We start from the raw sequence: 15,325 nt of genomic DNA, 5'->3' as shown, positions 1-15,325 counted from the left end.
GGCATCAATTTTGATGTCCAATTTTTTGTTTCTTATAATGGAAGAAACTTTATTCATTAACGTTTTGTTGTTCAGTTTTCAAGGTTCATATTATTTCTTCGTCGTTTTTCAGCGACTTCTCTATAATAACATCTCACTCGAACTCTGTCAACAACTTTTTAAAAAGTTTTTTTCAAAGTTCTTTGCGATTCAGTTTTATCTGTTCGCCTCAGCGACGTTTATAATAATACAACGTTATCTATATTAAAGTCAACACTTTTTGTAAAAAAAATCGGAGTGTATTTTACACCCCCGATTTTTCAAGCTAGATTATAGGAATCTTTCTTATATATACTTCCCTATTGCCGAGGCTTATACTGTGATTCGACAAACTCCCTATCTACTTTATAATGGCGATGATAAATCAACTCACTTTTAGATAGTTGCGGTTCTACTATGATACAACCTTTTTCTATTAAGTATTCAACAAATACTTCCAAGTCCTTTGAATAATATTTCAGCTCTTTATGATTATGTAGTTCCTGCGTCGTCCAAGTCTCTTTCGTTAACATCGTTTCCAATAAATGCTGCGCTCCATCATTTGTTCTTGAACCGATCAAAAATTCAATCGCCAAAAATAACAGTTCAAGTCGTTTGTCCAGAGTTTCCGTGCTCATCACAAGTTCCTCGTAAAGCTTATAGATGGATGGTTCGATTTTTTTCACTTGGGACCATACTGTCACTTCTGGATATAATCCATTTTCAATAACGGAGAGTCTGGCTAAATGATGAAGGGAATCAACTACATGATGATAGGAATCAAAATAGTTTCCACGGTTGAAAAACTCTTTCCCTTCTAAATAACGTCGAATCAATTTTGAAAATTGGATGCCTGTTTTTAATTTGCGGCCCAGGTAAGGGAATTCTTGCAGCCTTGACCTCAAGTTTGATAGATATTCATTTCGGTCAAACATTACTTTGCCGTAAAAAATCCAATCGACTATTCTTCTGTCTATCCCAATGTTAAGTCTTTTATTTAATAATTCTTCGGTAATAACATGCATCGCCATTTTTTTATCTTCATGTAAATAATGCTTTGTATAAATCGGTATTTCCGCATTTTCCACAACAATCAACAACACGGCATCAAATGTATCCGTTATACTCATCGTCTCTTCGCGTTTAGTTGCTAGAATAACACCCAACGTTTCCGATTGGCTTGCACGCTCCTGATAGATCGGGCGCAAAATGTGCTCCATAATAATCCTCCTAAATCACAGTTACATAATTTTTTCGACATTCAATAAAAGAATCCTTCTTTTCGAGCATTGCTTATCTGTTTTTACTTCATTCCAAATCTCTTAAAGTGAGATACTCTTCTTATACCACAAAATGAGTACTGGGAATTTTTTTGGTCTAATTTCTTATCCTCAAATAAAATTGTTCTATGTTATAGTAGAATCTAGATTGGGAGGGTCAAGAAAATATGGCAAAAAAATATAAAAATAAGATAAATAAAATCCGTTCGTTCGCTTTATCCCTTATTTTCATCGGGTTCGTTATAATGTATGGGGCCATTTTCTTCCGTGAGAATCAACTATTGGTTCTAATTTTTATGACACTAGGGTTATTATGTATTATCGGCAGTACCGTAGTATATGGATGGATCGGTTTGCTTTCGACAAAAGCTGTCCAAGTTGTTTGTCCTAATTGCAATCGCCATACAAAAGTGCTTGGTCGTGTGGATATGTGCATGTACTGCAATGAGCCATTAACATTGGATCCTGCACTTGAAGGAAAAGATTTTGACCAGGATTATAATAAGAAAAAAATTTAAGTCTAACGCTTTTAGCTTGCAAGGAAAGTACAAAATAAACTTTTCCCGCAGGCTCTTTTTTTGCACAAAAAAACCCGGCAACAAACTGTTGCCAGGCCCAGTTTACTATAAAATTTGTTTTCCGGCATTTTCTAGGCAATCTTGGCAAGTACCGTACACTTCCAGACGGTGTGAGTGTACTTTGTAGCCTGTTACATGGGAAGCAAATTGCTCCACCTCGTTCAATCCCGGGTAATGGAAATCGACAATCTTCCCACAGGATTCACAAATCATGTGATAATGGTCATTTGTTACAAAATCAAATCGACTTGCTGCATCTCCGTATGTCAACTCTTTCACTAAACCCGCTTCACGGAATACACGTAAGTTATTGTAAACAGTTGCTACGCTCATGTTCGGGAATTTCCCTTCAAGCGCTTTATATATTTCATCGGCAGTAGGATGTGTCATCGATTCAATTAAATATTCCAAAATAGCATGACGTTGCGGAGTAATTCTTACACCAGTTGTCTTTAACGTGTCCAGGGCATCTTTCAAATGCTTTTCAGACATCGCCATGCACCTCTTTCTAATTAATTCTTAATTTATAATTGTTATAATTAGTGTACCTAAATTCTCTATTATAGTCAACAAATCTGTACTTCCCGTTAATAATTCTTGAAGAAAAAAAGCAAAAATTTAAGATGTTAATGCTTTTATTATCAAAAATTTGCGATGCTTAGAAAGCAGATTGTCCAGGGATTATCAGTTGCCGATTTTATTCTCAATAACCGCGCAAGATCTCCATCTTATTTTCAAGATTCGTATCACCCTGCAAGTATTTTTCCAGGCTTGGTATAAGAATTTCGAAGCTTCTTTCCAAATAGCGGGATGAATGGCTGGAACAGTGGGGAGAAATCGTAACATTGTCCAAATCCCATAGACTGCTTTCTGCTGGAAGCGGTTCTTCTTCGAACACATCCAGAACAGCGTGTTGAATTAGTTTTTCTTCAAGTGCACGAATTAATACATCTGTTGCAACCAAATTTCCCCGGCCAAAATTCATAAAGATTGCATGCTCTGGCATCAACTCGAAATGTTCGTACTGAATTAGGTGCTCCGTTTCATCTGTGCTTGGCAAAATTGAAATAACAATATCAGCTTTTGGCAATTGTTCGGCTAGTTCATCAAGAGGATACGTTTCATTCATATATTCTGCCGGATTGCCGCTTCGATTGCAGCCTATTGTATAAACATCGAACGCTTGGAGAAGTCGTCCAATCTCTCCACCGATTGCACCCGGTCCTATGATCAAGGCTGTACTGCCATTTAATTCGGTTGGACGGCCTCCCCGTTTATTCCAAATTTTGTTGCGTTGGTTGTTATAGATATATGGCAAACAACGTTTTAAAGATAAAATGTGCGCTAATATGGATTCCGCCATCGGTTTTTTATGAATTCCCCGAACATTGGATACTAGGATATTTTTGTTGGCAATTGCTTGCTTTGGCATTTGCTCAATCCCTGCTGAAGCAACGAAAATCCATTTTAAATTATATGCCTGTTCAATGTGTGCATCCGTCAAATCTTCCCCATAAGTTACAATTACTTCAGCCGTTTCCAAGTCCTCTGCATGTATTCCTTTGCGAAAAACAAATTCGACTTCAGGAAATTGTTCGACTAATTGCTTTTGTAAATCAGGCCGTGCATCAAATGTAAAATAAACTTTCATTCCCTTTACCCTGCCTTTAAAATCAGTTTTTCATCAATTATAGCGAAAACCACTTGCTATTTCTTCCAAAAAAATTATTATTCTTGTTTTTTCAAGTAGGATAGAACTTCCTCGATATGGTTTTTAACCTTCACCTTACGCCATTCCTTTTCGACAATTCCTTCCTCGTTAATCAAGAAAGTGGAGCGTTCTATTCCCATAAATTCACGTCCGTACATTTTCTTTAATACCCATACACCATATTCATCGGCCACTTTATGATCCTCATCCACCAACAATGAAAATGGCAAGCCATACTTTTCAATAAATTTAGTATGTTTTTTTGAATCGTCACCGCTAACTCCCAGGATGACTGCATTAAGTTCCTTGAAATTTTCGTGTTGATCGCGAAAATCACAAGCTTCTGTCGTACAACCTGGAGTCATATCTTTCGGGTAGAAATATAATACGACCTTTTTCCCTTTAAAATCACTTAACGTGATGTCCTCTTCTTTTTCGTTTTTCAATGTGAAGTCCGGCGCTTTTTTATTTACTAAGGTTTCCATAAAATTTCCTCCCTTTTTTCCTTATCGTACAGAAGAATATGGCTACTTTCAAATTCTTTGGCAAACGCTTTGCATTAGGTCTACAATAAGATGTGTAATATATGAGGGGGTTTTTCAAATGAACCATACTAAATCGGAAGAAGTTTATTCAGAAGCGTTGGAACATATCGTTGGTGGGGTGAACAGCCCATCACGTTCTTATAAGGCAGTAGGCGGTGGTGCACCGGTCGTTATGGCAAAAGGAGAAGGTGCATACTTTTGGGATGTAGACGGCAATCGTTATATCGATTACTTGGCAGCATACGGTCCGATCATTACAGGATTTGGCCACCCGCACATTGCAAAAGCGATTTCTCATGCAGCTGAAACGGGTGTTTTATTTGGTACGCCAACTGAGCATGAAGTGAAATTTGCAAAGATGCTAAAGGAAGCAATTCCTTCATTAGATAAAGTGCGTTTCACCAATTCAGGTACCGAAGCGGTTATGACAACTGTCCGTGTAGCACGAGCTTATACGGGGCGCACCAAAATCATTAAATTCGCCGGTTGTTATCACGGGCATTTTGACCAAGTACTTGTTGCCGCCGGTTCTGGTCCTGCCACTCTTGGTTCTCCGGATTCTGCGGGAGTTCCTGAAGCAGTGGCAACAGAAGTGATTACGGTTCCCTTCAATAATCAAGAACAATTCCAGTTGGCGATGGATCATTGGGGAGATGAAGTGGCAGCGATTTTAATCGAACCGATTGTAGGCAACTTCGGGATAGTTCAACCAAACAAAGGATTTTTGGAATATGTCCATGCAATCGCAAAAGAAAAAGGCGTTTTGACCATCCATGATGAAGTGATTACGGCTTTCCGCTTCCATTATGGCGCTGCACAGGATTTGCTTGGCTTGACTCCCGACTTGACTGCCATGGGGAAAATCATCGGCGGCGGACTGCCAATCGGTGCGTATGGTGGCCGTAAAGACATAATGGAAACCGTTGCTCCGCTTGGACCTGCATATCAAGCAGGAACGATGGCCGGAAATCCCGCGTCTATGTTGGCAGGAATCGCCTGTCTGGAAGTATTAAAGCAACCTGGTGTTTACGAAGAAATGGATCGCCTGGGAGCAATGCTGGAACAAGGCATTTTAGAAGCAGCAAAAAAACAAGGTGTCACAATCACACTTAACCGAATAAAAGGTGCATTGGCTGTTTACTTTACCGATGAGAAAGTGGAAAACTACGAACAAGCAGAAAACTCGGATGGCGAAAAGTTTGGGCGCTTTTTCAAATTAATGCTCGAACAAGGCATCAACCTGGCTCCATCCAAATACGAAGCATGGTTCCTCACAACGGAACATACAGAAGAAGATATCGTCGAAACAATCAAAGCAGTAAACAACGCATTCTCACAATTATAATTGAAAAGCGGAGAACGCCCGCTTAGCTCCGCGTCGGCGAAAACGCCACGTCCTGTGGCAACGCCGACATGACTCACATCGTGTGAGCCTCAACAACTGGCTGACAAAAGGGCGCTCTTTGCCCTTTTAGGCAGCACCAAAGTTGTCGAGGAGCTGGCGTTCGGAGCTGGACATCAAGAAAAGCGCAAGCCCCTCCCTGCTTACCTCCCAAAAATAACTCCGGGGGCTCAGGGACTTGCGCTACATTTATAATAAATTGCCTCAAATTATTGACAAAATTCGTACCTTTTAATTTTATTCAAGAAACCAGTTGACCCCATTTAGAAAATTGGGTAAAGTTATGTAATTTCTACAGAGTGAATATCTTACTACGTAGAATATATTACTTAAAAAGAGAGGGCGTATTTTTACATGCAATTAGGTGCCCGTGTTCTAAAAACAGGTGTTGCTATTGTTTTTGCACTTTTTCTGGCTCAGATATTTGAATTACCTTCACCTGTTTTTGCTGGAATTGCAGCCATTTTTGCCATCCAACCTTCCATTTATCGTTCTTACTTATCCATTATTGAACAAATTCAAGGCAATATCATCGGTGCTACCGTTGCTGTTCTGTTTGGTTTAGTATTTGGCCATCATCTTGTCGCTATCGGGATTGCAGCGATTATTGTAATCGCCTTGGTGAGGAAATTCAAACTGGATAGTTCCATGTCTTTGGCGCTTGTAACAGTAGTTGCCATCATGGAATACCAGGGAGATAGCTTCTTGGAATTCGGCGTTGTCCGTTTTTTAACGGTCATGGTCGGTGTCTTCGCTGCCTTTATTGTAAATTTAGTGTTCATTCCTCCACGCTATGAAATTAAACTTTTTAAGATGATTGATTCGTTGCAGGATGATATTATCCGCTGGACAAGACTCGCTGCAAGGCAAGCATCCGAACATACATCAACAAAAGCAGCATTAACCAAATTCGAAAATCGTTTGGCTGACGTTGAAAAGATGTACGACTTTTACAAAGAAGAACGCCATTATTCAAAGAAAAAGCGATTTATGCAAGCGCGTAAGCTTGTCATTTATCGTCAACTGATTATTACAACCAAGAAAAGCTTGGAACTTTTACACCGATTGCATAAACACGAAAATGAAATTACCAATTTGCCGGACCATTTCCGATTCATGGTCCAAGATCGTCTCGACTTCCTTTTAACCTTCCATGAGCAATTGATTTTAAAGTTTACAGGAAAGCTGAAACCGGAACATTCCAAATGGATTGATAAAGAAGGAGAAAAATACGCAGACGTCATGGAACAGTTGATTCAACAGATTGCTTTTGAACAAGATCGGGAAAGCGAAGAGGAATTTTCAAGCTACCATCTATTTTATATTTTTTCCAGACTTCTTGATTATGAGGAAAACCTGGAGCACCTTGACACATTAATCGTTTCGTTCCTCAATTATCACGGCGAAGAAAGAAACATCGATTTGGAAGAAGACTTTTATTAGGCAACAAGGCTTATCGGCAAACTCGCACGATAAGCCTTGTTTATTGCTCTAAAATTACTTAATTCATTTGATCTACCTCTACTAATTGAATAAACCCCCGATCATATTCAATAATCCCTTCTTTTTTCCACTTATTTAGATACGTCGTCACTTTTTGCCGGCTGCACCCGACCATATAGGCAATCTCTTCATGTGTTAGAGGTATGTTGATAACAGCTTTGCCATTACTGGATGTAGCTAGCTTTTTTAAAAACCACCCCAGTCTTTCAGGTACGGATAATTTTGAGTGCACATATACCAAGTTTTGGGCATCCGACAATTGTTTTGCGATCATCTTGAAAAACGCTCTTTCAAATTCCGTTAAATTTTCCAGATGCTTCAGAATTATATCGAGCGGAAACGCAATTACAGCAACATCAGTAAGAGCAACCGAATATTGAGTATGTTCAAAACGATTATTAAAGTAATCTAGATAGCCAAAAAGCTCGCCTTCTTGAAGCAGCGAAATTGTCACGGGGTGTCCATCACCTGCATCCTCAGCCAATTTAACAATTCCTTGTTCCAGAAAATATATATTATCGATTTCATCGCCTGTTTGATAGATTGCGGAATTTTTTTTAAAATAAAGCTTTTTGCTAAACTGTTCCGCATTTGTTAAGACATCCATCATCATTGCTATCCCCCCTATTTTTAGAATTATACCTATTATTCTGATATTTTGTAACAAAGGTGACAGAAAAATTATTTTACAAAACATAGAATAAAACATAGTATATTAATATGTTTTATTGGGATGGAGGGAATTAAATGGCTGAAGAACATATTATCCTGAAAAATATTCACAAAGGCTTTCATAGAAATGAAGATACTCCTACCATTGCATTGGATGATGTGACGCTAACCATCAAAAAAGGCGAATTTGTTTCTTTACTGGGTCCTTCCGGTTGCGGGAAGTCCACTTTATTGAATATTATTGCAGGCCTGGAAAAAGAGTCTTCAGGCAGTTTGCTAGTAAATGATCGTCCTATTAAAGGACCTGGCAATGACCGCATTGTAGTTTTTCAAGAATCGGGGCTTTTTCCTTGGATGAGTGTACTGGATAACGTTATGTATGGACTTCTTATTAAAAAAGTTCCAAAAGAAGAAGCAAATAAACGGGCAATGGATTGGCTTCAAAAAGTCCATCTTGGGAAATTCGCCAATTCAATGCCACATGAATTATCAGGCGGCATGAAACAACGGGTTGCAATTGCTCGAGCGTTGGTAATGGATCCCGAAATTCTGCTGATGGACGAACCGTTTGCTGCACTCGACGAGCAAACACGTATGGTGCTACATAAAGAGCTTGAAAAAATTTGGCGGGAAACCGGCAAAACCATCATCTTTGTCACTCACAATATTCGTGAAGCAGTTGTTTTATCGGATCGAATCGTTTTAATGAAAACACGCCCAGGCGGCATTAAAAATATTTTCCCTGTACAAGCAGCTCGTCCTAGAATTTCTTCAGACAGCCTCTTAATACATTTGGAAAATCGGATTTTAACCGAACTTGAACAGGAAATGGAAAAAGTGCTGAAGGAGGAATTGGGCAGTGACTACGCTCTTAAGACGGATCATCTTCGTGTTGATCCTCATAGCAATATGGGAAGCGATATCTAAATTTGAAGTTTTCCCGTCATTTATGTGGCCGCCGTTTATCATTCCTAATGATCCTGGTGGCGTTACGGTTGTAAAAACATTGGTCAATGGACTTATAAGTGGACAGTTGCTTCTGGCAACAGGTACTTCTTTATGGCGTTTAATACTAGGCTTTGTAATCGCCGTGATTATTGGCTTGTTATTAGGATTCCTCATTTATAAATATAAAATTGTCGATGACACTCTTGGATTCTTTGTAACAAGCTTACAAGCAATCCCGAACCTGGTCTGGATGCCGATCGCTATTTTATGGTTCGGTCTTGGTGTGGAATCTGTTATTTTCATTGTTATTTTGGGAGCAGCGCTATCCATTACCATCACATCCAGTACGGCTTTCAAAAGTGTGCCTCCCCTGCTTATTCGTGTTGCCAGCACGATGGGATCGTCGGGTTTCCATTTATTCCGGACCGTTATTTTTAAGTCTACGGTCCCTCAGCAAATTGCAGGTTTGCGATTGGCATGGGCATTGGCATGGCGTTCCGTGCTTGCCGGGGAATTGCTTGGCGGCAGCGGAGGTCTAGGTACATTGCTTGACTTGGGCCGTTCCATCCAGGCAATGGATTTAATCTTCAGTATCATGATCATTATTGGAGTAATCGGCTCCTTTATCGATAATTTTGTGTTTGTAAGACTGGAACGAATGGTACTAAAGAAATATGGCATTCAAACAACACCTTAGGAGTGAAAAAATGAAGAAGAATTTTCTATCTTTGGCTCTTTTAATCCTTGTCATCCTAGTGTTGGCTGCTTGTGGCGGCGGCGAGGTAACCAACGATTCCGAAATTTTGAACGATGCGGCAAATGAAGTACGCATTGGGTACTTTCCCAATATGACGCATATTGCCACAATTGTTGCACTTGAAAAAGGCTTTTTCGAAGAACAATTCGGTGAAGACATTGAAATTTCTACAAAATTCTTTAATGACGGCACTGCTTTCATGGAGGCTATGTCCACAGATGCGATTGATATCGGTACAGTGGGGCCAACACCGGCCATCAACACTTTCGTCAAAAACCCACAGCATGAGATTATTGCGGGAGCTGTAAGTGGTGGCGCTGTTCTTGTCATTGGCAAAGATTCAGGAATTGATAGCGTGGAAGATTTAGCCGGCAAAACGGTAGTGATTCCAGCTTACGGCAGTACACAGGATGTTTCCTTAATGAAATCTCTTAAGGATGCCGGCCTAAAAGTAAAATTAAGCGGCGGCGCTGTGAATACAATTAAACAAGCACCTGCCGATACTGCTGCATTAATGTTAAGGGGCGAAATCGATGCGGCAGCAATGCAGGAACCTTGGGGCGTTAACATTGAAATGAATGGCAATGGAAAACTTTTATTGGATGAAACTCAGTTTGGTTGGGGCAGTGAATCAACAACTACGGTTGTAGCGGCAAGAAAAGATTTCTCTTCCATAAATCCTGATTTAACTACAAAAGCGTTAAAAGCACATGTACAAGCTGTTGATTTTATTAACGAAAATCCAGAAGAAGCCATTCAATTATTCTTGGATCATATCAAGAAAATTACAGGCAAGGAATTATCAAAAGAAGAAGTAACAAAAGCATTTGACCGTATAGCACCTACAACGGAAGTAAACGAAGAAGTTTTAAAGGAAATGGCGACAGTTTCCAAAGAAGCCGGTTATATTCACACAGACAATATTGATGGATTAATAAACTATTCTTATTTAGAGGAAGCTTTAAGCGAATAAGTTATAATGAAGCTAAGCAGCAAAACAAATGGGCTTAGCTTTTTTAACTTTATTCAGTAGAAAGCCCATACTTCCAATTAAGTAACAATTCAAGAATAGTAAATTTTTCTGGAGGGGTTCAAACTTAACTGAATAAAGTTAAAGCCTCCGGCGGATGCCACAGATTTTCAGAGGAATTTTTCGAGCTAGCTCGAAAAAATCTGGGCACAAATACGCCAAGGCGAATTTGATTGTAAAAGAAAGGTGTTTTTCCAATGAGAATCCATAGCAATATTCTAGAATTAGTTGGCAATACTCCAATCGTAAAATTAAATGCATTGCCGGATAAAACAGGTGCAGAAGTGTTTATAAAATTGGAATCTTTTAATCCCGGCGGCAGTGTAAAAGACCGCGCTGCACTGAACATGATCGTTCAGGCGGAAAAAGAGGGAAAACTTATTCCCGGAAAAAGTACAGTAATTGAACCTACGTCCGGGAATACGGGCATAGGCCTGGCAATGGTTTGTGCAGTAAAAGGCTACCCTTGTATTATTACGATGCCTGATAACGCGACAAAAGAACGGGTTCAGCTGATGCAGGCTTATGGAGCGGAAGTTCATTTAACTCCGGCTAATTTGCGGATGCAAGGGGCAATCGATGAAGCAGTTCGCATTGCGGCTGATATACCAAATAGCTTTATTCCCCTTCAGTTCGATAACCAAGCCAATGCCGATGCGCATCGAACAACAACGGCATTGGAAATTCTGGAAGCTTTCAATCATGAGCTCGACGTTCTTGTGTTGACTGCAGGAACAGGGGGAACCGTAACAGGTACCGGCGAGGAATTGAAAAAGCACCTGCCGAATTTAAAAATCTATGTGGTTGAACCGGCAGGCTCTCCTGTTTTAGCCGGCGGGAACCCAGGACCGCATAAAATTCCTGGTACCGGGCCTGGCTTCATCCCGAAAATTTTAAATCAAGACGTGTATGATGAAATTCTTCATATCGAGGATGATGATGCTCAATCAACCCCAAGACGATTGGCCGCAGAAGAAGGTATACTGGTCGGTGCTTCCGGAGCGGCATCAACCTATTTTGCCGTTGAGCTGGCAAAGCAGCTGCCTCCTACCGCTAAAGTACTTTGTTTAGCGCCTGATACCGGCGAGCGCTATTTATCATCGGATTTATTTCCGGTTGATTAGAAGCGTAACACGCAATTAAGATTAAAGAGACGAGCACATGCCCGTCTCTTTTAATTTTTCATCTTTGGATCCAATGCATCTCTTAATCCATCTCCCATTAAGTTGAAACCGAGAACGGTTAACATAATCGCCACCCCAGGGAAAATCATTGTCCAAGGTGCCGTCATCAAATGCACCCGCGCGTCCGAAAGCATTTTTCCCCACTCGGGCTGCGGCGCTTCCGCTCCCAATCCCAGAAAGCTTAATGCGGCCGCTTCAATGATGGCCGTTGCGATTGCCAAAGTGCCTTGCACAATGACCGGCGAAAATGAGTTCGGCAAAATATGTCTATATAAAATGCGTGAATCTTTCATGCCAATGGCTTTGGCAGCCACGATATATTCCTCTTCTTTCACGCTTAACACTTTTGAACGGATCAAGCGGCCAAAATTCGGAATGTTAATAATCGCAATTGCAATCAACGCATTCTGCAAAGAAGGACCTAAGATCGAAACAATGGCAATCGCCAATAAAATGCTCGGAAAGGCCAACATAATATCAAAGATTCTTGAGATGATCGTATCCAGCCAACGCCCATAATAACCCGCAATGACACCCAAGAAACTGCCTACAACGATGGAAAGTATCACGGATAGGAACCCGACTGCCAATGAAATTCTCGCACCATAAACCACCCGCGAGAAAATATCTCTTCCAAAATCGTCTGTGCCAAACCAGTACTCGCTAGAAGGGGGGGCCAATCGGAGGGTCGGGTCTTGCAATTTTTGTTCGTTTATTCCTTCTGGTGCAATGAATGGCCCAAAGATGGCAAGCGCTATAAAAAACAAGACAAGCGCTGAGCCGATTAAAGCCGACTTGCTTTTTCTGAAAGTGCGCCAGGCTACTTTCCAAGGTCCAACTACTTTTTCTTCTTTCAAGGTTAAATCTGCTGAATTCGAAACCATTTCCCGCAAAAATCCCACTCCCTTCTAGTTATATTTAATTCTTGAATCGATTACTGAGTATAGGAGGTCGACAAAGAGATTAATCATCACAAACATAAAAGCGACTATGAGAATCCCTGATTGGATGACAGTATAATCCCGGTAACCGATTGCTTCATAAATATAGCGCCCTATCCCTGGCCAGCTAAAGATGGTTTCCGTTAAAATGGCTCCCCCTAGCAGCAGCCCCGTTTGCAATCCAATAATCGTAATAATCGGAATCAAGGCATTTTTAAGTGCATGTTTGTAAATGACTTTACTCATTTTCTGCCCCTTTGCTCTAGCGGTACGAATATAATCCGAGCGCAATACCTCCAGCATGGATGACCGCGTCATTCTTGCAATAATGGCCATCGGAATGGTTGCAAGGGCTACTCCCGGCAAGATCAAATGTTTAACCGCAATCCAAAACTGATCCAATCGCCCTTGAATGAGCGTATCAATTAAGTAGAAATGCGTTATTGCTTCAACGGGATTGCGCACCTCTTCCCGTCCGGAAGTCGGCAGCCAATGCAATTCAATGCTGAACGCCCATTGTTCCATCAAACCCAGCCAAAAAATCGGCATGGATACACCAATAAGCGCAATAACCATCGCAATATAATCAAACCAGGAATTCTGGAACCAAGCTGAAATAATTCCCGCATTCATCCCTATAATAACCGCCAAAATCATTGCGAAAATCGCCAATTCAATCGTCGCGGCTAAATACGGCCAAATTTCCGTGGAAATAGGCTGCCTGGTACGCAGCGACTCCCCCAAATCCCCGGTCAACAACCCTTTTAAATAATCAAAGTATTGAATGTACCATGGCTGGTCAAGTCCCAGCTTTTCTCTCAATGCTTTAATGGATTCTTCCGTCGCTTGCTGCCCTAATATGACTTGAGCAGGATCCCCCGGGATTGCACGGATAATCAAAAATACCACAAAAGTCATTCCTAGCAACACTGGGATTAACTGAAGAATTCGCTTTCCTATGTAACGAAGCATATCTTCACCTCTTTTATTTTAATGAATCTTACTAAAAAGAATGGGAGGCACCGTGACCCCCCATTTAAACTATCTGTCTAGCTTAGAGATTTTAAATTTGTTTGCTACCCTGATTCCACCCTATTCCATTGACACGTTGATTAGGCTTTCGGAACCTGTTGGGTGCGGCAAGTAATTTGCCACTCCTTTTTTCCCTGCCAGCAATGGCGTGGAGTGTGCTAACGGTACCCATGGCGCATCCTCGAAAATGATTTCCTGGGCTTGTTTGTACAGCTCATTCCGTTTTTCTTCATCAATTTCCGATTGAGCTGCAATCAACAACTTATGCACTTCATCATTTGAATAGTAGGAATAGTTGTTGCTTCCGATTGTGTCTTTATCCAGCAATGTATAGATAAAGTTATCTGCATCGCCGTTATCGCCTGTCCAGCCTAGCAGGAATGCATCTGCTTCCCCGTTTTTCGCTTTTTCCAAATAAGTCGCCCATTCAAAAGTCACGATTTTTGATGGAATGCCGACATCCGCTAAATTTTTCTGAATGGCTTCAGCCACTTTTTGGCCATCCGGCATGTATGGACGCGGCACCGGCATTGCCCACAGTTCAATTTCCGAACCATCATATCCCGCTTCAGCCAATAATTCTTTTGCTTTTTCTGGATTATATTCATAACCTGTAATTTCTTCGTTATATCCGCTGATTGTCGACGGCATCGGATTGACCGCTACCTCTGCACGTCCTTGGAAGAATGCATCGACAAGGGCCTGTTTATCAACCGCATAGTTTACAGCTTGACGCACCAATTTATTGTCAAATGGCGGACGAGTATTCGTTAAACCCAGATACCCAATATTCATGGAAGGGCGTTCAATTAATTGCAGTTCCGCATTTCCTTCAATGGTTGCAGCATCAGATGGATTAATGCCATCCGCTAAATCAATTTCACCTGTCACTAGAGCATTTAAGCGAGCGGAGTTATCCGGAATGGCACGGAAAATGATTGTATCCAGCTTCGGCAATCCCTCTTGCCAGTACTCTTCATTCTTTTCAACCGTGATCGAGTCGTTGCGTTTCCATTCAACAAATCTGAATGGTCCCGTTCCAACAGGGTTGTCCCCGAATTTATCTCCTGCTGCTTCAAAAGCAGTTGGCGATGCAATGGCAAATGGGCTCATTGCAATATTTTTCAGGAATGGCGCTTGTGGACGAGATAGGGTGAATACTACTGTATATTCATCAGCAGCCTCGACGCTTGCAATCACATCTTCCCCTTCTGCTTTAAACATGGAATGGAAGTAGTAGTATTGCTCTTCTGCTCCGCCTTTCCAGCGTTCAATGTTTTTCACGACCGCCTCGGCATTGAAGTCTGTTCCATCATGGAATTTTACGCCTTCCTGCAAATGAAACGTATACGTTAACCCATCTTCACTAACTTCCCATTCTTTTGCCAACCCCGGATTGATTGTTGTATCTTGTTCACCAAAGTTCAGCAGCGTTTCATAAATATTTTCCGTTACCTTAAAAGACTCCCCATCCGTAACGATGGCTGGGTCAAGTGATACAGAGTCGCCTCCACGGCCAAACACCAACACTTGCGGAACTGCTTCTTCCGCTCCCTCTGTCGATGTTCCATCCGTTGGTTCCTCTGTTTTTGCCGGCTCATCTGTTGTTCCCTCATCTTCACTGCAGGCAGCTAATAGCAGGGAAAAAGTCAGCAACAACAATATTCCCCATAACCAATGCTTGTTTTTCTTCATAGAAATCCTCCCCATGTTTCTTAATCTAT

General features: G+C 41.1%; 15 protein-coding genes. 7 read left to right on the top strand and 8 right to left on the bottom strand.

Features of this window, described 5'->3' with window-relative positions; translation table 11 throughout:
* Positions 1 to 338: 338 nt before the first annotated feature.
* A complete protein-coding gene (locus D1B33_RS14195) occupies positions 339 to 1,238 on the bottom strand; it encodes a nucleotidyltransferase-like protein (RefSeq protein WP_118877057.1) in 900 nt (299 codons plus the stop codon).
* 227 nt (positions 1,239 to 1,465) lie between these two features.
* On the opposite strand from D1B33_RS14195, the gene D1B33_RS14190 reads away from it, so the two are divergent.
* Entirely contained in the window at positions 1,466 to 1,816 is a 351-nt protein-coding gene (locus D1B33_RS14190) for a YgzB family protein (protein WP_118877056.1), read from the top strand.
* Between the two features lie 105 nt (positions 1,817 to 1,921).
* Here D1B33_RS14190 and perR read toward each other — a convergent pair whose 3' ends face one another.
* The 3 genes from perR to bcp form a co-directional block, all read right to left on the bottom strand.
* The gene (gene perR / locus D1B33_RS14185) at positions 1,922 to 2,368 is read right to left on the bottom strand and encodes a peroxide-responsive transcriptional repressor PerR (protein WP_147370416.1); all 447 of its coding nucleotides are present in this window, start codon (positions 2,366 to 2,368) and stop codon (positions 1,922 to 1,924) included.
* Positions 2,369 to 2,579: 211 nt separating this feature from the next.
* Complete coding sequence (locus D1B33_RS14180) at positions 2,580 to 3,527, bottom strand: NAD(P)-dependent oxidoreductase (protein WP_118877054.1); 948 nt, start codon at positions 3,525 to 3,527, stop codon at positions 2,580 to 2,582.
* A gap of 77 nt (positions 3,528 to 3,604) precedes the next feature.
* Positions 3,605 to 4,072, bottom strand: a complete 468-nt coding sequence (gene bcp, locus D1B33_RS14175) for a thioredoxin-dependent thiol peroxidase (RefSeq protein WP_118877053.1) — start codon at positions 4,070 to 4,072, stop codon at positions 3,605 to 3,607.
* A 118-nt stretch (positions 4,073 to 4,190) separates the two neighbouring features.
* Here bcp and D1B33_RS14170 point away from each other — a divergent pair, with 118 nt between their 5' ends.
* On the top strand, positions 4,191 to 5,477 hold the full coding sequence (locus D1B33_RS14170) for a glutamate-1-semialdehyde 2,1-aminomutase (protein ID WP_118877052.1): 1,287 nt from the start codon (positions 4,191 to 4,193) through the stop codon (positions 5,475 to 5,477).
* 411 nt (positions 5,478 to 5,888) lie between these two features.
* Positions 5,889 to 6,977, top strand: coding sequence for an FUSC family protein (locus D1B33_RS14165; RefSeq protein WP_118877051.1), 1,089 nt, complete (start codon positions 5,889 to 5,891; stop codon positions 6,975 to 6,977).
* Positions 6,978 to 7,035: 58 nt separating this feature from the next.
* On the opposite strand, the gene D1B33_RS14160 is transcribed toward D1B33_RS14165, so the two are convergent.
* On the bottom strand, positions 7,036 to 7,650 hold the full coding sequence (locus tag D1B33_RS14160; protein WP_158582988.1) for a Crp/Fnr family transcriptional regulator: 615 nt from the start codon (positions 7,648 to 7,650) through the stop codon (positions 7,036 to 7,038).
* 134 nt (positions 7,651 to 7,784) lie between these two features.
* Here D1B33_RS14160 and D1B33_RS14155 point away from each other — a divergent pair, with 134 nt between their 5' ends.
* The 4 genes from D1B33_RS14155 (at position 7,785) to cysK (ending at position 11,568) form a co-directional block, all read left to right on the top strand.
* Complete coding sequence (locus tag D1B33_RS14155; protein ID WP_118877049.1) at positions 7,785 to 8,636, top strand: ABC transporter ATP-binding protein; 852 nt, start codon at positions 7,785 to 7,787, stop codon at positions 8,634 to 8,636.
* Positions 8,569 to 9,354, top strand: a complete 786-nt coding sequence (locus tag D1B33_RS14150; RefSeq protein WP_118877048.1) for an ABC transporter permease — start codon at positions 8,569 to 8,571, stop codon at positions 9,352 to 9,354. The genes D1B33_RS14155 and D1B33_RS14150 overlap by 68 nt, the downstream gene beginning before the upstream one ends.
* Positions 9,355 to 9,364: 10 nt before the next feature.
* Complete coding sequence (locus D1B33_RS14145; protein ID WP_118877047.1) at positions 9,365 to 10,387, top strand: aliphatic sulfonate ABC transporter substrate-binding protein; 1,023 nt, start codon at positions 9,365 to 9,367, stop codon at positions 10,385 to 10,387.
* Positions 10,388 to 10,641: 254 nt separating this feature from the next.
* Positions 10,642 to 11,568: a cysteine synthase A gene (gene cysK, locus D1B33_RS14140; RefSeq protein ID WP_118877046.1), complete on the top strand. Its 927-nt coding sequence runs from the start codon at positions 10,642 to 10,644 to the stop codon at positions 11,566 to 11,568.
* Positions 11,569 to 11,618: 50 nt separating this feature from the next.
* On the opposite strand, the gene nikC is transcribed toward cysK, so the two are convergent.
* The 3 genes from nikC to D1B33_RS14125 all read right to left on the bottom strand — a co-directional run bounded on the left by nikC (position 11,619) and on the right by D1B33_RS14125 (position 15,296).
* Positions 11,619 to 12,512, bottom strand: a complete 894-nt coding sequence (gene nikC / locus D1B33_RS14135; RefSeq protein ID WP_118877069.1) for a nickel transporter permease — start codon at positions 12,510 to 12,512, stop codon at positions 11,619 to 11,621.
* A 24-nt stretch (positions 12,513 to 12,536) separates the two neighbouring features.
* The gene (locus D1B33_RS14130) at positions 12,537 to 13,541 is read right to left on the bottom strand and encodes an ABC transporter permease (protein WP_118877045.1); all 1,005 of its coding nucleotides are present in this window, start codon (positions 13,539 to 13,541) and stop codon (positions 12,537 to 12,539) included.
* Between the two features lie 120 nt (positions 13,542 to 13,661).
* A complete protein-coding gene (locus D1B33_RS14125) occupies positions 13,662 to 15,296 on the bottom strand; it encodes an ABC transporter substrate-binding protein (protein ID WP_118877044.1) in 1,635 nt (544 codons plus the stop codon).
* Positions 15,297 to 15,325: the final 29 nt, after the last annotated feature.

It is taken from the genome of Ureibacillus yapensis (genome assembly GCF_003515775.1).
In the GTDB taxonomy this organism is placed as follows: Bacteria; Bacillota; Bacilli; order Bacillales_A; family Planococcaceae; genus Ureibacillus; species Ureibacillus yapensis.
Note: the sequence above shows the minus strand (reverse complement) of the source record. Positions and strands in the feature narration are given on the sequence as shown.

Bases quoted from the DNA above. Each gene is read 5' to 3' on its own strand.
- cysK (WP_118877046.1), top strand. From the start codon at position 10,642: ATGAGAATCCATAGCAATATTCTAGAATTAGTTGGCAATACTCCAATC.
- D1B33_RS14145 (WP_118877047.1), top strand. From the start codon at position 9,365: ATGAAGAAGAATTTTCTATCTTTGGCTCTTTTAATCCTTGTCATCCTA.
- bcp (WP_118877053.1), bottom strand. From the start codon at position 4,072: ATGGAAACCTTAGTAAATAAAAAAGCGCCGGACTTCACATTGAAAAAC.
- D1B33_RS14160 (WP_158582988.1), bottom strand. From the start codon at position 7,650: ATGATGATGGATGTCTTAACAAATGCGGAACAGTTTAGCAAAAAGCTT.
- D1B33_RS14165 (WP_118877051.1), top strand. From the start codon at position 5,889: ATGCAATTAGGTGCCCGTGTTCTAAAAACAGGTGTTGCTATTGTTTTT.
- D1B33_RS14130 (WP_118877045.1), bottom strand. From the start codon at position 13,541: ATGCTTCGTTACATAGGAAAGCGAATTCTTCAGTTAATCCCAGTGTTG.
- perR (WP_147370416.1), bottom strand. From the start codon at position 2,368: ATGTCTGAAAAGCATTTGAAAGATGCCCTGGACACGTTAAAGACAACT.
- D1B33_RS14170 (WP_118877052.1), top strand. From the start codon at position 4,191: ATGAACCATACTAAATCGGAAGAAGTTTATTCAGAAGCGTTGGAACAT.
- D1B33_RS14190 (WP_118877056.1), top strand. From the start codon at position 1,466: ATGGCAAAAAAATATAAAAATAAGATAAATAAAATCCGTTCGTTCGCT.
- D1B33_RS14125 (WP_118877044.1), bottom strand. From the start codon at position 15,296: ATGAAGAAAAACAAGCATTGGTTATGGGGAATATTGTTGTTGCTGACT.
- nikC (WP_118877069.1), bottom strand. From the start codon at position 12,512: ATGGTTTCGAATTCAGCAGATTTAACCTTGAAAGAAGAAAAAGTAGTT.
- D1B33_RS14195 (WP_118877057.1), bottom strand. From the start codon at position 1,238: ATGGAGCACATTTTGCGCCCGATCTATCAGGAGCGTGCAAGCCAATCG.
- D1B33_RS14155 (WP_118877049.1), top strand. From the start codon at position 7,785: ATGGCTGAAGAACATATTATCCTGAAAAATATTCACAAAGGCTTTCAT.
- D1B33_RS14180 (WP_118877054.1), bottom strand. From the start codon at position 3,527: ATGAAAGTTTATTTTACATTTGATGCACGGCCTGATTTACAAAAGCAA.